Origin of the sequence: Brevundimonas sp., assembly GCF_041648055.1 — a bacterium.
Lineage (GTDB): Bacteria > Pseudomonadota > Alphaproteobacteria > Caulobacterales > Caulobacteraceae > Brevundimonas.
This window is the reverse complement of sequence record NZ_JBAZPS010000003.1, coordinates 229,958-249,121: the sequence shown is the minus strand read 5'-3', so window position 1 is coordinate 249,121 and position 19,164 is coordinate 229,958. Positions and strand designations below refer to the sequence as shown.

Below are 19,164 nucleotides of genomic sequence, written 5' to 3'. Positions count from 1 at the left end.
TCAGCCCACCGCATCCAGCCGCGCCAGAGCGGCCTGCAACCGCGCCCTGCCCGCCTCGGCCTCGGCCAGTTTCTCGCGCTGCTCGTCGACGACCTCGGGCGCGGCGCGGGCGACGAAGTTGGGGTTGCCCAGCTTCTTGTTGAAATGGCCGATGTCGCTTTCGAACGCCGCGATCTCCTTGTTCAGGCGAGTGCGTTCAGCCTCAAGGTCGATCAGCCCGGCCAGCGACAGCGCCGCGGTCGCCCCGCCAATGACGAAGGTCACGGCCCCTTCAGGTGCCGCCTCCACAGTCGCCACCTCCGACACCCGCGCCAGCGTCAGGATCAGGTCGCGGTGCCGCGCGATCCGCTCGGTCGTCGTCGAATCTGGCGCGACGAAGCTGAGCGGGGGTTTCACCGACGGCGCGATGTTCATCTCCGCTCGCAGTTGGCGCACCTCGGTGACCAGATCGACCAGCCAGCCGATCTCGCCTTGCGCCGCCGTGTCGATGAAGCTGTCCGGCAAATCCGGCCAGGCCGCGCCGATCAGGGTCGCTTCCGACCGCCCCGCGCCCTCGTCCGCCAGCTTGTCCCACAACTCCTCGGTGATGAAGGGCATGACCGGGTGCATCAGCTTCAGCGTCTGGTCCAGGGTCCAGGCCGTCATCGCCCGCGTCTCGGCCTTCGCGGCCTCATCGGTGCCCTGGAACACCGGCTTGGCCAGCTCCAGATACCAGTCGCAGAACACGTTCCAGACGAAGCGATACAGCGCCGAGGCCGCATCGTCGAAACGACCGCCCTCGACAGCCGACGACACCTCGCGCTCGGCCTTGGCCAGTTCGCCGCGAACCCAGCGGTTGATGGTCTGCGCGACCGTCGACGGGTCGAAGCCCTCGACACGGCGTGCTTCGTTCATCTGAGCAAAGCGCGCGGCGTTCCACAGCTTGGTGCCGAAGTTGCGATATCCTTCAATACGTTGGCGACTCAACTTGATGTCGCGCGTCCCCGACAGGATGGCCATGGTAAAGCGCAAGGGGTCGGCCCCCAGCTCGTCGATGATGGTCAGGGGGTCGATGACATTGCCCTTGGACTTGCTCATCTTCTGGCCCTTCTCGTCGCGGACAAGGCCGTTGATGATGACCCGCTTGAACGGCACCTCATCCATGAAGTGCAGGCCCATCATCATCATCCGGGCGACCCAGAAGAAGATGATGTCCGCCGCCGTCACCAGATCGCTGGTCGGGTAGAACCGCTTGAGGTCATTGGTATCCTCGGGCCAGCCCATGGTAGAGAACGGCCACAGGGCCGAACTGAACCATGTGTCCAGAACGTCCTCGTCCTGCGTCAGCACGACCTCGGAATCATAGTCCGACATCGCCTGCTCGCGGGCGTCCTCCTCCGTCTCGGCGACATAGATTTCACCGTTGGGCCCGTACCAGGCGGGGATGCGATGCCCCCACCAGAGCTGGCGTGACACGCACCAAGGCTCAATGTTGCGCATCCATTCGAAGTAGATCTTCTCATAAGACTTGGGCTCGAACACCGTCGCGCCGTTCTCCACCGCCTTGATCGCGGGCTGGGCCAAGGTGTGGGCGTCGACGTACCACTGGTCCGTCAGCCAAGGCTCGATGACCACACCGGACCGGTCGCCGTGCGGAACGACGTGTTTGGTCTTCTCGATCTCGCGTAGCCAGCCATCTTCCTCGGCGCGTGCGACGATGGCCTTGCGAGCGGCGAAACGGTCCAGGCCGACATATTCAGCCGGGACGTCGGTCGTATCGGCGTCGGTGATCCGCCCGAAGCCATCCATGACATTCAGAGCCGCCAGCCCCGCCCGCTTACCGACCCCGAAGTCATTGAAGTCATGCGCCGGCGTGATCTTCACCGCGCCCGAGCCCTTGGTCGGATCGGCGTAGTCGTCGGCCACGATCGGAATCCGCCGCCCGACGATCGGCAAGGTCACGAACTTCCCGACCAGCCCCGCATACCGCTCATCGTCCGGATGCACGGCCACGCCCGTGTCGCCCAGCATGGTCTCGGGCCTAGTCGTCGCCACGACGATGAAGTCGCGGGTCTCCCACTCCGTCGCCCTGCCGTCCTCGTCGAACGCGGCCGGATGCTCATAGGTCACGCCATCCGCCAGCGGATAGGCGAAGTGCCAGTAGTGGCCCTCGACCTCACGCTGTTCGACCTCCAGGTCGCTGATCGCCGTCTGGAAATGCGGGTCCCAGTTGACCAGCCGCTTGTCGCGATAGATCAGGCCTTCCTTGTGCAGTTGCACGAAGACCTTGCGCACCGCCGCGTTCAGCCCCTCGTCCAGGGTAAACCGCTCGCGGCTCCAGTCGCAGCTGGCGCCCAGACGGCGCAGCTGCTGGACTATGGTCCCGCCGCTCTCGGCCTTCCATTCCCAGATCTTCTCGACGAAGGCCTCGCGGCCCATGTCCCGCCGCCCGACATTGCCCGCCGCCGCCAGTTGCCGCTCGACCACCATCTGGGTGGCGATCCCGGCATGGTCCGTGCCGGGCAGCCACAGCACCGCCTTGCCCTTCATCCGGTGATAGCGGGCCAAAATGTCCTGCAGGGTGTTGTTCAGGGCGTGGCCGATGTGCAGCGACCCCGTCACGTTCGGCGGCGGAATGACGATCGAATAGGCCCCGGCGGCGGTGTCCATTCCCGTGGCGGGGCGCGGCGCGAACAGGCCGGACGCCTCCCACATCGCATACAGACGGGGTTCGGCGGCCTTGGGATCGAAGGTCTTATCGAGCATGGCGGATCGTTTCGTACGAAGGCGGGTCAGAAATGTGAAAAGGGCGGCCCCTGCCGGAGCCGCCCCATTCGGTTTAGTCGCGGGTGAGGCGAAGGGCTAGCCGGCGTTGCGCGCGATGCGCTCCACTTCCTTGCGTACCTCGGCCTCGACGATGCCCGGCAGATGGGCGTCGAGCCATTCCTTCAGCATCGGACGCAGCAGGCTGCGCGCCAGTTCGTCGATGGTCGGACCGGCCACGGCGGGCGCATCCTCGCTGGGACGACGGGCCGCATTGGCCAGACCCGCAAAGGCCGAGGCCGCGCTGGCGGCGGCACTGTCACCGACCAGGGTGTTGTAGGCAGGCGCAGGTGTCGGTGCGGGCGCAGGCGCGGGCTCGGGGAAGGCTTCGCTGAGCGGCGTGCTCGGGAACGGATCGGGCTCATCCTCGCCCGACGACACATCCAGATCGCCGATGCTCTCTTCGGCCGGGGCGTCATAGGTCTCGGTCAGCTCCAGCACGTCCTCCTCGACCGGTGCCGGCTCGGGCGCGGGTGCTGCCGCCGCCACCGGTTCGGGTTCGGGGGTGGGCTCAGCAGCCGCCTCGGCTTCCGCTTCCGGCTCGGCCGCCGCGACCGGCGCATCGTCTTCGGAGATGATCCGGCGAATCGACGCCAGGATTTCCTCCATAGTCGGTTCCTGGGCGGGCTGATCAGTCATGGCTTAACCCCAAGGCGCGGCACGGCGCAGTTTTATCGAACGGCGCGCGCATAAGCGTGACCACCGCATGACCTGTCGTCGCATCTCGCCGCGTCATAATCAACGGGCGTTTTTCGCCTGACAGGCGAAGCCTTCTTCTGTGTCCCGATCAGTTTTGCGGTGCGGTCGAGATGATTTCCGACTTCAGCTGGCGGTCGATCGGTGCGTCCTCCGCGTCGTTGGCAGGCACGACCGGCGGCGCGGCGATGCGATCGATCGTCTCGATGATGCCGTCCCACGGCAGAGCCCCGCGATTACGCACGCGGTTGTAGTTGATCTCGGCGTCATAGACTTCGATGGTCGGATCAAGATCCTGACCTTCCAGACGGCCCATGGCCGCCAGCAGCTGGGCCTGGGCGACGTATTCGTTGCGGCGAGCGCTGGCCAGGGTGACCTCTGCGTTGCGCAGCTCCAGCTCCTGGTTCAGCACATCCAGAGTGGTCCGCAGACCCACCTGGGCCTCCTGACGCACACCCTCGGCGGCGACGGTAGCGGCGCGAACCGCTTCGGTACCGGCTTGCAGGCTGGAGCGTGCCGACAGCGACTGGGCAAACGAGGAACTGACCGATTGCAGCACATTGCGGCGCTCGCCCTCGACCTGGATCTGGGCGACATTGGCCCGCTCCAGAGCGGCCGCAACGCGCGACTGGTTCAGGCCGCCGGTGAACAGAGGCACCGAGATCGAGGCCCCGGCCTGAAACGCCGTGCGGTCGGACAGGTTGAAACCCGACAGGTCGTCGGTCGTGCCGCCGTAGGACGCCGTCAGGCGTGCCGACGGCATGTATTCGGCGCGCGCTGCGGCCACATTGGCCTCTGCGGCCTGCAGATTATAGGTCGCAGCCCGGACCGACGGGTTGTCCAGAATGGCCACGTCCAGTGCAGCATCAAAATCTGCCGGGACGCCCGGCAGGACTGGCATGGCCTCAAGCGTGCCCGGAGCTTGCCCGACAACGGCGGCATAGGCTGCACGCGACACCGACAGCTGGGCCCGCGCATTGGCCAGGTCGGCATTGGACTGGGCCAGTCGCGCCTCGGCCTGGGCCACGTCGGTGCGAGTGATCTCGCCGACCTCGAACCGCGCCGAGGCCTCGTCCAGCTGGCGCTGCAGGACGGTCAGGTTCGATTCGCGGATACGCAGGATTTCGACATCGCGCAGCACATCGGCATAGGCCTGGATCACAGAGGTCAGCACCTGCTGCTCAATATCCCTCAGGTTCTCGCGCCCGGCCAGGATGTTGGCCTCTGCGGCGGTGATACCGTGGCCGATGCGCCCGCCTGAATAGATCGTCTGCCCCAGACCGATGCTCAGACCCGCAGTCGCGCTGTCGTCGTTGGACGTGGGCACATTGATGGTCGCGTCCGGAATGCCGTCATTGTTGGTATCGACCTCGCGCGGTCCGCCTCTTGTGCGGCTGAAGCTGTAGCCCGCGTCCGCGCTGACATCGACCGTGGGTCGCAGACCTGCCCTCGCCTGCACGACCGATTCGTCCAAGGCACGCTGACTGGCCCGCTGCGCCAGCAAAGACGGGTTGGTCCGGTAAGCCAGGGCGATGGCCTCCTGCAGCGTATCGGCCCAGGCGGGAGCGCTGATCCCGGTTACGATGGCCACGACGGCGACGGAGGCGAGCGCGCGAGCACGTTTCAACATGACTATTCCTGCCTGACGTCCACGAAACAGCGACGCCTGTGTATCCCACGGGTCTGATGCGAGAAGGATTGCGCCCGCGCCAGTTAAGTTTTTTTCACGCAGCCTCGCGTCAGGTCCGTCGCGTCGATCTCAGAGCGCGAAAGCAGGCTCGGGAATCAGCGCTGCCAGTATCGGCGGCGCGGCATCGAACAGCTCGCGCCTCGAGATGCCGCTTTCCGTCTTCACATAAAGTACCGCCTTGCCCGCAGGCCCCGTCCGCTCAACGACGGCCAGCCGACCGCCGATGCCGAGCGCTTTCAGCCAGGCCTCGGGCCGCCCCGGCACAGCCGCCTCGCAGACGATGACGTCGTAGCCTTCGCCTGACGCTTCCCCGAGCGGGGCCACAACTGCGGCGACACCAACTTCGGACAGGGCGGGTGCCACGACATCCAGTACAGCCTGATCCTCTTCTTGGGCCGAGACGGACAGCCCGACCTGCGCCAGCACGGCCGCCGCATAGGGGGCGGCGACAGCCAGGGCCTTCTCACCGGCTTGGGGAGCTAGCGCCATCAGCAGCTTGGACAGGTCCCTTGCCAGCATCAGCCGCCGACCATTGGCGATCTCGACCTCGACTTCGGCATAGGCGGAAAAGGCGCGGTCGGCGGGCACGAAGCGCTCGCGCGGCACGGCCAGCAGGGCGGCCTGCAAGGTCCGGTCGGTCACGTCGTTCACGCGCACCTGGCTGTCGACCATGATCTTGCGGGCAGAGGAAAAGTCCATGAGGCGTCCGTTCGTGCGCAGAGGGCGTAAATCTGCGGCGCTTATAGGTCTGTCCGTTGCGGCGGACAATCCGATCTGATAGCGAACGCCCCTCGCGATGGCGCGGTCGTTTTCAAACGACGCAATGGCCTGATGGCGGAGTGGTTACGCAGAGGACTGCAAATCCTTGCACCCGGGTTCGATTCCCGGTCAGGCCTCCATCGCGACTTCAAACCCACTCCTTTCCATCAGCGCTCAGCGCGTCAGGTGGTGCAGGGCTATCCCCGCCGCCGTCGCCACGTTCAGCGAATCAAAACCTGCCGCCATGCGGATGCCGACGGACCTGCACTGCGAGATAACGTCCGCAGGCAGCCCCGGCCCTTCCGCCCCCACGACCAGAGCCATGCGTCCTGTCCGCCTCACCTCCGACAGAGCCTCATTGGCCCCACCCGTCATGGCCAGCACTTCGAAACCTGCGGTCTTGAGCATTTCTACCGCAGCCAGCGTGTCCAGCCCCGTGACCATCGGCGTTCGCAGCACCGCGCCGACCGATACACGTATGGCCTTGCGATAGAAGGGATCGCAACAGGTTTGGTCCAGCAGAACGACCGACGCCCCGAAAGCCGCCGCATTCCTGAACAGCCCGCCCATGTTGTCGTGATTGCCGATTCCGCAGGCCATCAACACCACGGCGTCCGGGGCCATCGTCTCCAAAATCATCGGCAGATCTACGAAATCAGGCTTTCGCCCTAGGGCCAGAATACCGCGATGCAGATGGAACCCCGCTACCCCGTCCAGGACCGCCTGCTCCGCCACATAGACCGGCACGTCGCCGTCAATACCCGCCAGAACCTGCCCAAGAGCCTCCACCCGCTTCGAATCAATCAGCAAACTGACCGGCCGACAGAGCGACTGCGGCGATGTCAGCACATTCAGGACCACCTCCCCCTCGGCCACGAACAGTCCCTGCCGCCCTGTCAGGTCGCGTTCGCGTATGTCCAGGAACCCGGAAACACGGGGATCGGCGGGGTCTTCGATACGGATCAGTGCCAAGGTGCGATATTTCCATTGCGTCGTGCCGACGGCCGCTGCTATAGCGCCCGCCTTCCCGAAAGGAAGTTGTTCCGCGGTAGCTCAGTGGTAGAGCAGCCGACTGTTAATCGGCTGGTCGTAGGTTCGAATCCTACCCGCGGAGCCATTCCTTTCGCTTTCCCCAGACATCGCCGTCTTGCTGGATGGCCGGCCAGAAAAAAGCCCGACGCGAGCGCCGGGCTGAAAAAGTTCGGTGATGGTGGGTGTCTCACGAAAACCGGAAGACATTCACCGGTTGAAGGGAATTGGTTAGCCAAAGGTAAACGGCATCACTGCGTGTCAGGCAGCCAGGCGGTTTGCGTGGCACCGCCTTCGGCCCAGATCACGCGCCATCCTTCGCCTGCCCGCTCGCGCCTGGGCATCTGCCCCCCCGCATCGCCCTGCCCCGGCCAAACGAAGATCTGATCACCAATGACGATCTGATCCTCGCCCGCTTCGGGTCCAAGGACGACATTCCAGAAGCCCGCGCCGTCGGGAAAGGCCTGCACAGAAACCTCGCCGACTTTAACCAGCAGGGTCTGGGCCCCTTGCGCGGCCCTTCCGGCCAACCGTCTGGCCTGCCCATCGCTGTCGACAGCTCCAAGCGCGGGCGTACGGTCCAGACGCCGCGTGGGCCCGCCAGCGCGCAACACGGCGATCGGCCCCTGCCCTCCCGAGGGGATCAACAGGGTATCGGGCGAGGTGGCCGCATCTTGGCCGACCTGCGTCTCAGGTTTCAGCCACAGATCCCTCGTTGGAACCTCCATGCCTAAGTCGAACCGACCGTCGTCATTGGCCACCGCCGCATAGGCGGCCCCCGCCTCGCTGCGCAGCACGATTCGCGCGCGGGGCTGGGCCGATCCCGATAGCCTCACCTCGCGCCCTGTGACCTGCACCGTCTCGATCACAGGAGTCTGGTTCCACGCAGAGGTCGGTACGTCGTTCTGCTTTGGCCCGGCACCCCCGTCCGGCGAAGGTGTACAGGCGGTGCCCGAAGCCAGCATCAGGCCCGCCGCTGCCGCTATCGTCACATTCCGGTACATCGCCCGTTTCATCGTGCCGTCCGCGAGGATAGGAGTAGCGCCTCTGTTAGCGCGGCGCGGCCCGCGCTGTCTCCCATAGTTTGCCCGAGGCCCCATGTCGTCTTCCGTCACCATCCAGCCGTTTGACGGCCTCTCCGTCTGCCTGTTCTGCGGCTCGTCAGAGACAGTGCGCCCCGAATACCTCGAGGCGGCCCGGTCCGTCGGTCGCCAGACGGCCGAGGCGGGCTGGCGGCTGGTCTATGGCGGCGGCGGAGTCGGCCTGATGGGGGCTTCAGCCCGCGCCGCGCATGAGGCCGGCGGACGCGTTCTGGGGATCATGCCGGGTTTCCTGCGTAGCCGCGAGCGTCTGTTCGATGATGTGGAGACCCTGGTCGTTACCTCCATGCACGAGCGCAAGACCCTGATGTACGATCAGTCGGACGCCTTCATAGTGGCCCCTGGCGGGGTCGGCACGCTGGAAGAGGCGATCGAGATCCTGTCGTGGAAGCGTCTGGACCTGCACCACAAGCCCGTCATCTTCCTCAATCTGAACGGCTTCTGGGATCCGCTGATGGCCGTCATGCGCCACAGCGTCGAGGAGGGCATGACCCCTGCCTCCTTCCTCCAGGCCTGGGATATCTGCGATACGGTGGAGGCCGCGATGGCGGCGATTGAACAGGCGGGACGGGTCGGCGTCGACACGCCGCACTTGAAACATGATCGTCGATAAGTAATCGTCGATCATCAGAGTTGGTTCGTCCTGTTTCGAAACGCGACTTGACAGTTGCGATTAGAAACTGACACTGACTCCCAGATGGCGTTCATCGCGCCCATATTGTCGGAGAATTCCCATGCGTGCTCTGCTCATCGCCGCCGCCCTTCTGGTGGCCGCCCCTGCCGCTGCCCAGGCTCCCGTATCCAGCGCCGTCCTCGCTGACGCCGCCAAGGCTCCAGCCGGTCGTACCATCATCGACGGTGCCGCCTGGCGCTGCGAAGGCGCGACCTGCACGGCCACGGGCGGTGCCAACCAACCTGCCCCGCGCGCCTGCCGCCGCGTCGCCGCCCGTTTCGGGGCCGTGACGGCCTTTACCTACAAGGGCACCGCCCTGTCGGCCGAACAGATCGCAGCCTGCAACGCCTGATCCGTCGACGCCTCCGAATGCAGAAAGGCCGCCCTCGTCAGAGAGCGGCCTTTTTTACTGCCAGGAGCCCAGATCCTGAGATCAGGCCGTTTCGCCCCGCAGACGCTGGGCGATCCGCTCACGGCCGATAAGGGGAGCCAACGTCGCCATATCCGGCCCGTGCGACTGGCCCGTGATCATCAACCGCAGAGGCATGAACAGGGCCTTGCCTTTGGCTCCGGTCGCCTCCTTCACGGCCGCCGTCCAGGTGGACCATAGGGTCTCGTCCACCGTCTCGGGTAGAACGTTCAGAGCCGCCGCGGCAAAGGCCTCGTCCTCGATCACTGGCGTAACTGGCCCCCGCACGATCTTCGCCATTTCAACGACATCTGCGAAGGTCTGAAGGTTGCCTCTCACCGCGTTCCAGACCGTCTCACCCAGATCGGCATCGATCTCGGCCAGTCTTCGTTGCACCGTGGCATAGTCCATCACGTGCAGAGCCTGGGCGTTCAGCCTGTCCAGATCAGCGGTGTCATAGCGCGCCGGTGACCGGCCCATCTTGGCGAAAGCAAAGCTCTCCCCCAGAGCCTCGACCGAGGCCGCGACTTCCAGCGGGTCCGACGTACCGATCCGGCCCAGGTGGCTGGTGATGGCAATCGGCTCATACCCTTGGTCACGCATGTCGGCGATAGACAGCGAGCCCAGCCGCTTGGACAGGGCTTGGCCGTCAGACCCGACCAGCAAAGGCATGTGCGCAAACCCGGGCACTGGCCCACCCAGTGCCTCGAATATTTCGATCTGCGCGCCCGTATTGGTCACGTGATCCTCGCCTCGGATCACATGGGTAATGGCCATGTCGATATCGTCCACGACCGACGGCAAGGTATACAGGAACAACCCATCCTCACGGATCAGTACGGGGTCGGACATGGAGGCCGTGTCGACCTCCGCATGGCCACGCGAAAGATCTTCCCAGGCGACGCGCCGCCCTTCCAGCTTGAACCGCCAGTGCGGCTTGCGCCCCTCGGCTTCGTAAACGGCCTTTTCAGCCTCCGTCAGATCCAACGACGCCCGGTCGTAGATCGGCGGCAGGCCGCGCGACAGCTGTACCTTGCGCCGACGATCCAGCTCGTCCGAGGTCTCATAGCACGGGTACAGCCGCCCCGACGCCTTCAGCCGAGCTGCCGCCTCTTCATAGCGGTCGAACCGTTTCGACTGATTGTACCGCTCGTCCCAGACCAGCCCCAGCCAGGTCAGGTCGTCCTCGATCCCCTGCTCGAACGCGGGCGTGGACCGTGCCAGATCGGTATCATCGATGCGCAGTACGAACTTGCCACCCTGTCCCTTGGCGAACAGCCAGTTAACTAGCGCCGTGCGGACGTTACCCACATGCAGTTTTCCCGTCGGAGACGGCGCGAAACGGACTTTGACAGTCATGGAGTGGTAAACCTTGAATATGAGGCGCGTAGGTCGCGCCCCGCCCGAGCGAAGTCAAGGCATCGCCGGCGTCAATCACCCGGCCTGTCCTCCCCGAACAACCACAGTATCGCCGCCCGATAGGCGTCCGGCGCATTGGCGGCGTGTGTGCCGCCGGCGATGGGGATGAGGCGCACCTGCCACGGGCGCTCTGCCTTATCCCGGCTCGACCAGGTCTCAATCCAGAGAGCCGCTTCCGCGCGAAGATCTGCCCTGTCTTGCTCACCGCTGGTGACGACGACCCTTAGGTCGTCACGCCCGCCCGGTGCCGCCCTGCCGATGATCGAACCCATGCCGGGCGTCAGGGACGGGTTGCTGGCGATCCGACCCCAAAAGAAGTCGGGGTGAGCCACGGCGGAATAGAGCACCAGATTACCGCCCCGCGACTGGCCGAACAGGATGCGTCGCTTCGGATCGGCATTGAACCGCGCTTCGATGATCGGGATCAGCTCATCCGTCAGGACCGTGTGGAAGGCTTCGGCGCCCGCCTGATCCAGCGGAAGGCCTTCGTCCGGGGACTGGAAGTCTAGACCGCGGCGGTTCACCGAAGCGTCGAAGCCGCCATAGGCAATGCCGACCACCACAGCCTCCGGCAAGCCCTCGTCATAGGTCAGAAACAGGTGGTTTGCCGCCAGAATAGGAAACAGGCTGTCGCCATCCAGCAGATAGACGACCGGATAGGCCGGCCCATCGGGATCATAGTCGGCCGGCAGTCGAACGTAGATGTCGAATCCACGACCAAGGCTCACGGACTCCAGCCGAAAGGCGTCTCCGCGAAGGGCCGCCGGAAAGGCCACCTCTGAGACATGCTGCGCTCTGGCATGTGACGCGGTAGCCAACAGAAGAAGCCCGAACAGGATGCTGATGAGGCCCCGCATCCCGGTCATCGCTCTCAGTCGTCGCGGTGAACGCGCTCGCGGCGTTCGTGGCGTTCCTGGGCCTCGACGGACAGGGTCGCGGTCGGTCTGGCTTCCAGTCGGCCCAGGCTGATGGGCTCGCCGGTCTCCTCGCAATAGCCGTAGGAGCCGTCTTCGATCCGGCGCAGCGCTTCGTCGATCTTGGAGATCAGCTTGCGCTGGCGATCCCGCGTCCGCAGCTCCAGGGCCCGGTCGGAGGCCGACGAAGCCCGGTCCAGAAGGTCAGGATGGTTCTCGGTCTCGGCCTTCAGATTGATAACCGTGCCCTTGGATTCCCGCAGGATATCGTCCTTCCAGGCCAGCAACTTGCCCCGGAAATAGGCCAGCTGGCGATCATTCATGAATGGCTCGGCGTCGGAGGGCCGATACGCGACCTCATCCCCGGCCTTGATAGACGCTATTGCGTTCATCGACCCACGCTTTCAACAGACGCCCCCCTTGGCGCAGGTCTGCCTATAGGGATGCAGGCGAGTCTGGGCAACACGCCTGTTGAAGGCGTGAAGCGGCTACGCTTCAAGATTGCGCAAAGCGTGACAATTCTTCATCACCCGGCGATCGTTTACGCCAAATAGGCGAACAAATCCGGCGACTTATGCTGCGCTGCGGCGTAAATCGGCCTTGGCCAGTTCGACAGCGGCTCTCAGGTCGATCTGGTCCAACAGGCCGTTCAAGCTCTCATCGGCATCCTGCGGGCGATCCTCACGCACGGTACGCGCCAGCCTTTCGAGTGCACTCTCGCCCGCTTCACCTGACAGCATCGCCAGTTTCAGCTCTTCCAGACGATCTAGAATGCCGCTGCCACGCCTTACGGCCCGGCGCCGTCGCTCCATCACATCCTCGACCCCCTGAAGCGCCATCAGGGCCGAGACGTCTCCGACGCCGGCAGGTGCCGCAGTGGCTGCGGTCGCATGGGTCGATCCGGCAGCCCCTGACTGAGGCAGGCTAAACCCGCCGCTGGCGCGGGCGGATCGTGCGCCTTGCGGTGCGGACGGTCCTGACGGGCCGGTGACCTTCATGAAAATGGACTCCGTGACACCCGTGCACTTTCACGGCCCACCGTCACTGTTTGGTTAATGCCCCGGCAGAATCTGCCGCTACGACCCCCGTCTGGCTCGCACCAATCACTGTAATCGTTAGATTTTCATTGTGGCACGACCTTCGCAACACCGTTTACGACAGTTGTTCGCGGGACCTATCACGATGCAGAAAATGCTCGCCTCTCTCTTGGCCGTCGCCGCCGTGGCGGGATTCGCTACATCGGTGCAGGCGCAGTCGCGCATCAAGGACATAGCCGCAGTCGAAGGGGTGCGCTCCAACCAGCTGGTGGGCTACGGCCTTGTTGTCGGCCTGGCCGGCACGGGGGACAGCTTGCGCAACTGCCCCTTCACCCGCCAGTCGCTGGAAGGGATGACCGAGCGCTTGGGCGTCAACATTCGCGGGGCCAACTCCAACTCCAAGAACCTGGCGGCCATCATGGTCACCGCCGAACTGCCGCCCTTCTCCACCCCCGGTGCCCGGATCGACGTCAGCGTCTCGTCCATGTGCGACGCCAAGAGCCTGCTGGGCGGCACGCTTCTGGTCACCAGCCTGCAAGGCGCGGACGGCGAGGTCTATGCCGTCGCCCAAGGCTCCATCCAGACCGGGGCTGTGTCAGGCTCGGGCGCGTCCGGTTCATCAGTATCGCGCGGTGTGCCTACCGCAGGCCGTATCGCCTCCGGAGCCACCGTCGAGCGCGAGACGGGCTTCCAGATGGCCAATATGAATGAGGTCCGGCTGACGCTGCGCAACCCCGACTTCACCACGGCCCAGCGCGTCGCCGCCGCCATCAACGCCACATACCCGGGCACGGCCCTGGCCGAGAACGGCACCGTCATCGCCCTGCGCGCACCAGGCCAGATGGGCATGGCCGGCTTCATCAGCCAGGTTGAAAATCTGCCCATTACGGTCGACAGCCCGGCCAAGGTGATCATCGACGAGGTCAATGGCGTCATCGTCATGGGCGACGCCGTGCGCGTCTCCACTGTTGCGATCGCCCAGGGCAATCTGACCATCTCGGTCCAGGAAAACCCGCAGGTCAGCCAGCCCGACGCCTTCAGCCGCGGCCAGACCGTGGTCACGCCTCAGTCCGACGTCAGTGTCGAGGAAGAACTGGGCCGCGAAATGCGGATCGTCGGGGGCGGCACCTCTCTGGCGACCCTAGTCAACGGCCTGAACGCCCTGGGTGTCAGCCCGCGCGACATGATCAGCATTCTTCAGGCCATCAAGGCCGCCGGGGCGCTGCAAGCCGACATCGAGGTGATGTGAGCATGACCGACCTGACCGTCTCCCCTGCCCTTCTGAACGCCAGCGCGCCCCGCGTGGTCCCGGAGCGCATGCGCCAGACCGCCGAAGACTTCGAGGCCTCCTTCCTGACCCAGATGCTGAAGCCCATGTTCGACAGCCTGTCGACCGAGGCCCCGTTCGGCGGTGGCGAGGCCGAGGGCACCTGGCGCGGTTTTCTGGTCGAGGCCATGGCCAAACAGACGGTCAAGGCCGGCGGCATCGGCCTGACCGACACCATCGTCGCCGAAATGATCAAGATGCAGGAGCAGGCCCAGTGACCGCCGCCGAGACCGCCACGCTCAATGCCACCGCGCGCGTGCGCCAGATGATCGACCTGACGGAGCGCCTGACCGATCGCCTGGCCGAAGAGGCTGCCGCCTTCGAGACGCGCCGCCCGCAGGATGTCGCGGCCACGGTCGGTCAGACCCAGGACCTCGCCAATGCCTATCGTCGCGAGTCGGCACGCATCAAGGCCGTGCCCTCCGAACTGGCCCCTGCGCCCGTCGAAGAGCGCAAGCGATTGATCGCGGCGACCCAGACATTCGAAGCCGTCCTGTCCCGCCATGCCCTGGCGGTCGAGGCCGCTCGCATCGTGTCGGAGGGCCTGGTCAAGACCATCGCTGCCGAAGTCGCCAGTCAGCGCGGATCGCCCGCCGCCTACGGGGCTTCCGGCCGCGCCAGTGCCACCGATGGACGCGCCGTCGCCTACAACGCGCAAGCCTAGCCGCAAGTGGCTGGAAATAATCGGTTAAGCCTGTTCATGGACCATTGTTTTCAGCCCTTGTCCGGTATCTGACCGGTCATGAGTTTCCAATCCCGCCTTCTGGGCCTCGCCTTTGCCGCCGCCGATGTGCTGGTCGAGGTCGATGGCGACGCCAAGGTCACGCTCGCACTCGGGGCCGGCGTCACTGCGGGTGCCGACCCGGGACGGCTCTGGAGCGGCAAGCGCTTCACCGACATTCTGAGCGCCCCCAGCCGACAGCCGGTCGCCAAGGCCTTGCATGCCCTGCAGTCAGGCGGTCGCACATCCGAGCTTCAGATCGTCGTGACCGGGAATGACGGCATGGTCCGCCGCGCCCGCTTTCGGGCGTTCAGCCTTCCGGAACTGGCTCCCGCCGTCTCCTGTTCCCTCACCTGGGATGGCGAGGCCTTCAGTGAGGCCGAGGCTCCGCCAAAAGAGATGCTGACGTCTGAGGGTCTGGTCGATCACACCCGCCAGATCATGGCCGACGATCCCGCCGCCGACATGTCCTTCTCCTTCGTCGAAGTGTCGGGCCTGGATCGCAACAATGCCGAACACAGCCGGGCCGAGGCCCAGATCCAGTCGGTGCTACAGGCGTCGTCGGTCGATGGCGGCAGTGCCGCCCAACTGTCCGAAAAACGCTTCGCCGTTATCCGCCTGACCGGCGACAAGACCGATCTGGCCGCTGAAATCCGTCAGGCTGCCCTGGACGAAGGCGTCGAACTGATGGTGCGCAGCACCGAGGCGACGCTGGCCGGTGGTACCTCCCCCGGCATGGCCCTGCGGGCCCTGCGCATGGCGCTGGAGGACTGCCTCAAGGACGACGGGATTGACGCCGCGGGATCCGGGTTCAGTGAACGCCTCAAGAGCACGATGCGCGAGGCCGACGCCTTCAACACCGTCGTGGAAACCCGCGATTTCTCCCTGCACTACCAGCCCATCGTCGATCTGAAATCCGGGGCCGTCCATCACTTCGAGGCCCTGTCGCGGTTCCGCTCGGGCGGTCCGGCCGCGACCATCAAAATGGCCGAGGAAATGGCCCTGATCCAGGCGTTCGACCTGGCGGTCGCCGAAAAGGCTTTGGCCCAGATGCAGCGCTCGGGCTTCGGCCTGATCAAGGTCGCAATCAATGTGTCCGGCGCGTCCCTGGCCAGCGATTCCTATATTCAGGGCTTGCTCAGCCTGACCGCCAGCAAGCCGGAAATCCGCAAACGCCTGATGGTCGAGGTCACCGAAACAGCCGCCCTCGCCGATCTTGAAGCCGCCGACCGCAGGCTGAAGGCCCTGCGCAAGACCGGCATTCATATCTGCCTCGACGATTTCGGCGTCGGGGCGGCCTCCTTCGATTACCTGAGCCGACTGCCACTCGACACCGTCAAGATCGACGGCAGTTTCGTCCAGAAGGTCTGCGAAACCGAGCGGGCCCAGAAGCTGATCAGCCACCTTGTAGACCTGTGCAACGATCTGAAGATTTCGACCGTGGCCGAGATGATCGAGACCGAGGCCCAGTCCACCAAACTGCGGACCATGGGTGTCACCTATGGCCAGGGCTGGCTCTTCGGCAAGGCGACGGCGGAACCCGTCTTGCGCCTGCCGTCCGGCAAGGGCCCAGCCGCGGCCCGCCGTCAGGGCGAAGTCGTCGGCTGGGGCTGACCCAGGTCCAGTGTTCGGGTTACCCCGATCGCCTCCAGGAAATCCGGATCGTGGCTGACCACGACCAAGGCCCCGTCATAGCCTGACAGCGCCGCCTCGAAGGCCCGGATCGAGTCCAGGTCCAGGTGGTTGGTCGGTTCATCCAAGATCAACAACTGCGGCGGTCGAGGACCGATGACGCAGGCCAAGGCTGCTCGCAGCCGCTCGCCGCCAGACAGGACGCCGATCTGCTTTTGCGCCGTGACATTGCGGAACAGGAAACGGGCTAGCGCCGCCTGGGCTTCGTTTTGCGATGCACGGGGGTTCAGCCGCATCCAGGCCTCAAGCACGGTCTCATCAGAGCGTAGCATGGACGTGTCCTGATCCAGCCAAGCCGTGGGGACCGCTCGGGTGACTGCGCCCTGCGACGGCGGCACTTCGCCCGCCAGCATCTTCAGCAAGGTGGTCTTGCCCGCCCCATTCGGCCCGCTGACGGCCAGACGCTCAGGCCCCGTGATCCGCAGGTTGAGGCTATCCATTATCGGCACGCCGTCCGGCGAATGCCACGACACCCCCTCCAGCACGGCCACCGTCCTGTCGCTGGTCAGGCCCGACGACGGCATCGCAATCGTCAGTTCGCGCAATCGCTCGACCGCCTGCTCCGCCTCAGCCCGGGCAGCATTCGCCTCCGACACTTGCCGCTCGACCAGAAGGCTCAGCCGACCCCTGCTCCGCTCGGCTCGTTCGGCACGGGCATCCAGCAGGATCTTGGGGTCTGAACTGCCAGCCCTCGCCACCTTGTTTGCCCGGTCGCGTCTGGCCTTCCGTTCACGCGCCAGCTGACCCTCGCGCGCGGCACGATCCACATCCCGCGTCGCCGTCTCCAGGGCCTGCACCGCTGCTGCCCGTTCCGCCGCCTTGCGCTCGGCGTAAAGATCATAGTCGCCGCCATAGACGCGCGCTCCCAGCGATGACAGCTCCACGATCCGGTCCATCCGGCGCAGCAAATCGCGGTCATGACTGACCACCAGCACACCACCCGGCCACCGTTCCAGAACACCCGAGACCAAGGCCCGGCCTTCGGCGTCCAGATGATTGGTCGGCTCGTCCAGCACCAGCAGATCAGGCGCATCCAGCAGCAGGGCCGCAAGGCGCAACCGCGTCTGTTCGCCGCCACTCAGCGTCCCAACCCGTCGCGCCATGTCCAGATGTTCCAAGCCGACCTGCACCAAAGCCTCGGTGATCCGCGCCTCCAGACCCCAGTCCGCCGCGTCGAGGTCCTGCGCAGAACCGCGACCCGCCAGTATCCGCGAAAGCACCGCCATCGGCTCTGCGATCGCCAACGCTTCCGCCACCGTTTCTGTCGGGTCCGCCGTCGTGACCTGCGGCAGCCACCCCACGCGCCCCACATGCGAGACGCGCCCCTCGGCCGGATCATCCAGACCGACGACAAGTCGCAGCAGCGTGGTCTTGCCCACACCGTTGCGGCCCACCAGTCCGGTGCGCTCCCGGCCGAAGGCCAGGCTCAGATTGTCGAAAAGCGTATGCCCGTCAGGCGTTCGGGCGGCGACGCGATCCAGCGTCACGAACGCGGATGCGGACAGGCTTGGGTTTGGGCTGGAGCGAGACATAGGCGACCACGAGCGAGGCGACAACGGAAAGGGCGAGACCGATTTCCAAAGCGCTGATCATGATCGTCGAAGCTCCTGCAAAAACACTCAGGTGATGAGGATGGCGGTTCGCGCCGCGTCGCGCAACCCCTGCGTCAACCGCCCGCAGGGGCCATCTGCTCGGCCACCGTCTTGATGATGAAGGCCGACACCGCCTCCGCCCGCGCCGGAGGCTGGGCGACGACGGCGCTGTAAAAGGCGGCGGTCACATCGCACTGCGTCCGTGGCGGTGCGCTCATCAGGCCGGTGCCGAAGAACTGCTGGCCCAGCGCCTCGTCCACCCCACCCGCCACCATGGTCTCATAGATGGCGACGAAATCGGCCTGGCCGGGGTCTTCACGGGTCACGGGCGAGGCCCTCCCTGACTGTCCCGCGACCAGCCGCGCCGTCGCCGCTCGATCGATCAGGGGCTTGGTCCGGGCGTCGGCCTGATATCCGGCCGGCAGACCCGCCATGGCGAACTGGGCACAGGTGTCGACATCGGTCGCCTGCAGATGCTCGATCAGCGCCTTCTCGGCGTGAATCACCTCGACAACGGCACCGCCCGGTGCCGCCGCGACATACGGGGCCTGGCGCAGGCCATAGGCCCGCATTTCGGCCTGCATCGCCTCCAGCACCTCGGCCTCGCTCTCGCCCGCCGCAAGCCGCCCCGCCGCCCGGTCCCGAATCTGGTCGTAGAAGGTCGGATCGGTCTCCTGCAGCGTCTTCAGGACCACGTCCCGCTCGGCGTTGCGATCCACCTCGGCGGCATAGTCCTCTGTCGTCTTGGTGCAGGCCGAAATTGCCAACGCCAGGCTGGACGCAACACTCAACAGAAAAACCAACCTCACCGGTCTCATTCCGCAACCACGGTCAGCAATTCGTCGCCTTCTTTCGTACTGCCCCCAGTCGGCTTCATCCGGGCATTAATGTTGAAGCTCTCGATCTTCCATACCCCATCCTCTTTGAGAAAGACGGTCTGGGCCATCACACTTCGATCAGGGTATTCGTAAACTTGGCCCAGGGCGTAGCGCTGGCCCGACGTTGTCATGTTGGATTGCCATCCCGTCGTCGTCGGCGGGGGTGGCGTTCCCTCGGGAGCGAACGTTCTGAGCATCGGCAGTTGGGCTCTCACGTCTGCCTCCGAATTAGCCGACGACAGACGTGCCACAAGCGCGTCGTCACGACCCTCGACGAGGTCGGCATAGGCATCGCGCGCTTCGGTTGCCAACGCTTCATTGGCTGTCAGTACCGGGGCGGAGCAGGCTGCCGCCAAAAATGCCACCGGCACCATGGCAAGATAAGATAGATTCATCGGCGTCCTCCCATGGCTGAAGCCTAGCGCA

The 19,164-nt window shown here is 65.3% G+C and carries 20 protein-coding genes and 2 tRNA genes; 8 read left to right on the top strand and 14 right to left on the bottom strand.

The genetic code is table 11. The features are described 5' to 3' along the window. The 4 genes from WC585_RS09320 to WC585_RS09305 all read right to left on the bottom strand — a co-directional run bounded on the left by WC585_RS09320 (position 1) and on the right by WC585_RS09305 (position 5,887). Positions 1–2,745: a valine--tRNA ligase gene (locus tag WC585_RS09320; RefSeq protein ID WP_373257574.1), complete on the bottom strand. Its 2,745-nt coding sequence runs from the start codon at positions 2,743–2,745 to the stop codon at positions 1–3. A gap of 96 nt (positions 2,746–2,841) precedes the next feature. Then, positions 2,842–3,441 carry a DUF2497 domain-containing protein gene (locus WC585_RS09315; RefSeq protein ID WP_373257573.1) on the bottom strand — a complete coding sequence of 200 codons (600 nt, stop codon included), beginning with the start codon at positions 3,439–3,441 and terminating at the stop codon, positions 2,842–2,844. Positions 3,442–3,589: 148 nt separating this feature from the next. Next, entirely contained in the window at positions 3,590–5,128 is a 1,539-nt protein-coding gene (locus WC585_RS09310; RefSeq protein ID WP_373257572.1) for a TolC family outer membrane protein, read from the bottom strand. A 129-nt stretch (positions 5,129–5,257) separates the two neighbouring features. After that, a complete protein-coding gene (locus WC585_RS09305) occupies positions 5,258–5,887 on the bottom strand; it encodes a protein-L-isoaspartate O-methyltransferase (protein ID WP_373257571.1) in 630 nt (209 codons plus the stop codon). A 126-nt stretch (positions 5,888–6,013) separates the two neighbouring features. Here WC585_RS09305 and WC585_RS09300 point away from each other — a divergent pair. Continuing rightward, positions 6,014–6,087 (top strand) — tRNA-Cys (locus WC585_RS09300). 34 nt (positions 6,088–6,121) lie between these two features. On the opposite strand, the gene WC585_RS09295 is transcribed toward WC585_RS09300, so the two are convergent. Further along, a complete protein-coding gene (locus WC585_RS09295; protein ID WP_373257570.1) occupies positions 6,122–6,919 on the bottom strand; it encodes a TrmH family RNA methyltransferase in 798 nt (265 codons plus the stop codon). 70 nt (positions 6,920–6,989) lie between these two features. Between WC585_RS09295 and WC585_RS09290 the strand changes: the two genes are divergently transcribed. Continuing rightward, positions 6,990–7,064, top strand: a tRNA-Asn gene (locus WC585_RS09290). Positions 7,065–7,227: 163 nt separating this feature from the next. Here WC585_RS09290 and WC585_RS09285 read toward each other — a convergent pair. Further along, positions 7,228–7,992: a hypothetical protein gene (locus WC585_RS09285; RefSeq protein ID WP_373257569.1), complete on the bottom strand. Its 765-nt coding sequence runs from the start codon at positions 7,990–7,992 to the stop codon at positions 7,228–7,230. 82 nt (positions 7,993–8,074) lie between these two features. Between WC585_RS09285 and WC585_RS09280 the strand changes: the two genes are divergently transcribed. Next, positions 8,075–8,689 carry a TIGR00730 family Rossman fold protein gene (locus WC585_RS09280; RefSeq protein WP_373257567.1) on the top strand — a complete coding sequence of 205 codons (615 nt, stop codon included), beginning with the start codon at positions 8,075–8,077 and terminating at the stop codon, positions 8,687–8,689. Positions 8,690–8,810: 121 nt separating this feature from the next. After that, on the top strand, positions 8,811–9,101 hold the full coding sequence (locus WC585_RS09275) for a hypothetical protein (protein WP_373257565.1): 291 nt from the start codon (positions 8,811–8,813) through the stop codon (positions 9,099–9,101). 81 nt (positions 9,102–9,182) lie between these two features. On the opposite strand, the gene gltX is transcribed toward WC585_RS09275, so the two are convergent. The 4 genes from gltX to WC585_RS09255 form a co-directional block, all read right to left on the bottom strand. Next, entirely contained in the window at positions 9,183–10,517 is a 1,335-nt protein-coding gene (gene gltX, locus WC585_RS09270) for a glutamate--tRNA ligase (protein WP_373257563.1), read from the bottom strand. 71 nt (positions 10,518–10,588) lie between these two features. Then, positions 10,589–11,305, bottom strand: a complete 717-nt coding sequence (locus WC585_RS09265) for an alpha/beta hydrolase (protein ID WP_373257561.1) — start codon at positions 11,303–11,305, stop codon at positions 10,589–10,591. Positions 11,306–11,448: 143 nt separating this feature from the next. After that, positions 11,449–11,883: an RNA polymerase-binding protein DksA gene (gene dksA, locus WC585_RS09260; protein ID WP_373257560.1), complete on the bottom strand. Its 435-nt coding sequence runs from the start codon at positions 11,881–11,883 to the stop codon at positions 11,449–11,451. A 180-nt stretch (positions 11,884–12,063) separates the two neighbouring features. Continuing rightward, the gene (locus WC585_RS09255) at positions 12,064–12,489 is read right to left on the bottom strand and encodes a flagellar assembly protein FliX (protein ID WP_373257558.1); all 426 of its coding nucleotides are present in this window, start codon (positions 12,487–12,489) and stop codon (positions 12,064–12,066) included. 184 nt (positions 12,490–12,673) lie between these two features. On the opposite strand from WC585_RS09255, the gene WC585_RS09250 reads away from it, so the two are divergent. From WC585_RS09250 to WC585_RS09235, 4 genes are all read left to right on the top strand, one after another. Beyond that, entirely contained in the window at positions 12,674–13,777 is a 1,104-nt protein-coding gene (locus tag WC585_RS09250) for a flagellar basal body P-ring protein FlgI (protein WP_373257556.1), read from the top strand. Positions 13,778–13,779: 2 nt separating this feature from the next. Beyond that, on the top strand, positions 13,780–14,073 hold the full coding sequence (locus tag WC585_RS09245; protein ID WP_296170598.1) for a rod-binding protein: 294 nt from the start codon (positions 13,780–13,782) through the stop codon (positions 14,071–14,073). Further along, on the top strand, positions 14,070–14,519 hold the full coding sequence (locus WC585_RS09240; RefSeq protein WP_373257554.1) for a flagellar basal-body protein FlbY: 450 nt from the start codon (positions 14,070–14,072) through the stop codon (positions 14,517–14,519). The genes WC585_RS09245 and WC585_RS09240 overlap by 4 nt, the downstream gene beginning before the upstream one ends. A 78-nt stretch (positions 14,520–14,597) precedes the next feature. Further along, positions 14,598–16,190, top strand: a complete 1,593-nt coding sequence (locus WC585_RS09235; RefSeq protein ID WP_373257552.1) for an EAL domain-containing protein — start codon at positions 14,598–14,600, stop codon at positions 16,188–16,190. Here WC585_RS09235 and WC585_RS09230 read toward each other — a convergent pair. The 4 genes from WC585_RS09230 to WC585_RS09215 all read right to left on the bottom strand — a co-directional run bounded on the left by WC585_RS09230 (position 16,163) and on the right by WC585_RS09215 (position 19,133). Further along, positions 16,163–17,755 carry an ABC-F family ATP-binding cassette domain-containing protein gene (locus tag WC585_RS09230; protein ID WP_373257550.1) on the bottom strand — a complete coding sequence of 531 codons (1,593 nt, stop codon included), beginning with the start codon at positions 17,753–17,755 and terminating at the stop codon, positions 16,163–16,165. The two genes, WC585_RS09235 and WC585_RS09230, sit on opposite strands and share 28 nt — an antisense overlap. Next, entirely contained in the window at positions 17,721–17,861 is a 141-nt protein-coding gene (locus WC585_RS09225) for a hypothetical protein (protein WP_373257549.1), read from the bottom strand. Before WC585_RS09225 ends, WC585_RS09230 begins: the two co-directional genes overlap by 35 nt. 73 nt (positions 17,862–17,934) lie before the next feature. Continuing rightward, entirely contained in the window at positions 17,935–18,663 is a 729-nt protein-coding gene (locus tag WC585_RS09220) for a hypothetical protein (protein WP_373257548.1), read from the bottom strand. A gap of 11 nt (positions 18,664–18,674) precedes the next feature. Beyond that, complete coding sequence (locus WC585_RS09215; protein ID WP_373257546.1) at positions 18,675–19,133, bottom strand: hypothetical protein; 459 nt, start codon at positions 19,131–19,133, stop codon at positions 18,675–18,677. Between the last annotated feature and the right edge of the window lie 31 nt (positions 19,134–19,164).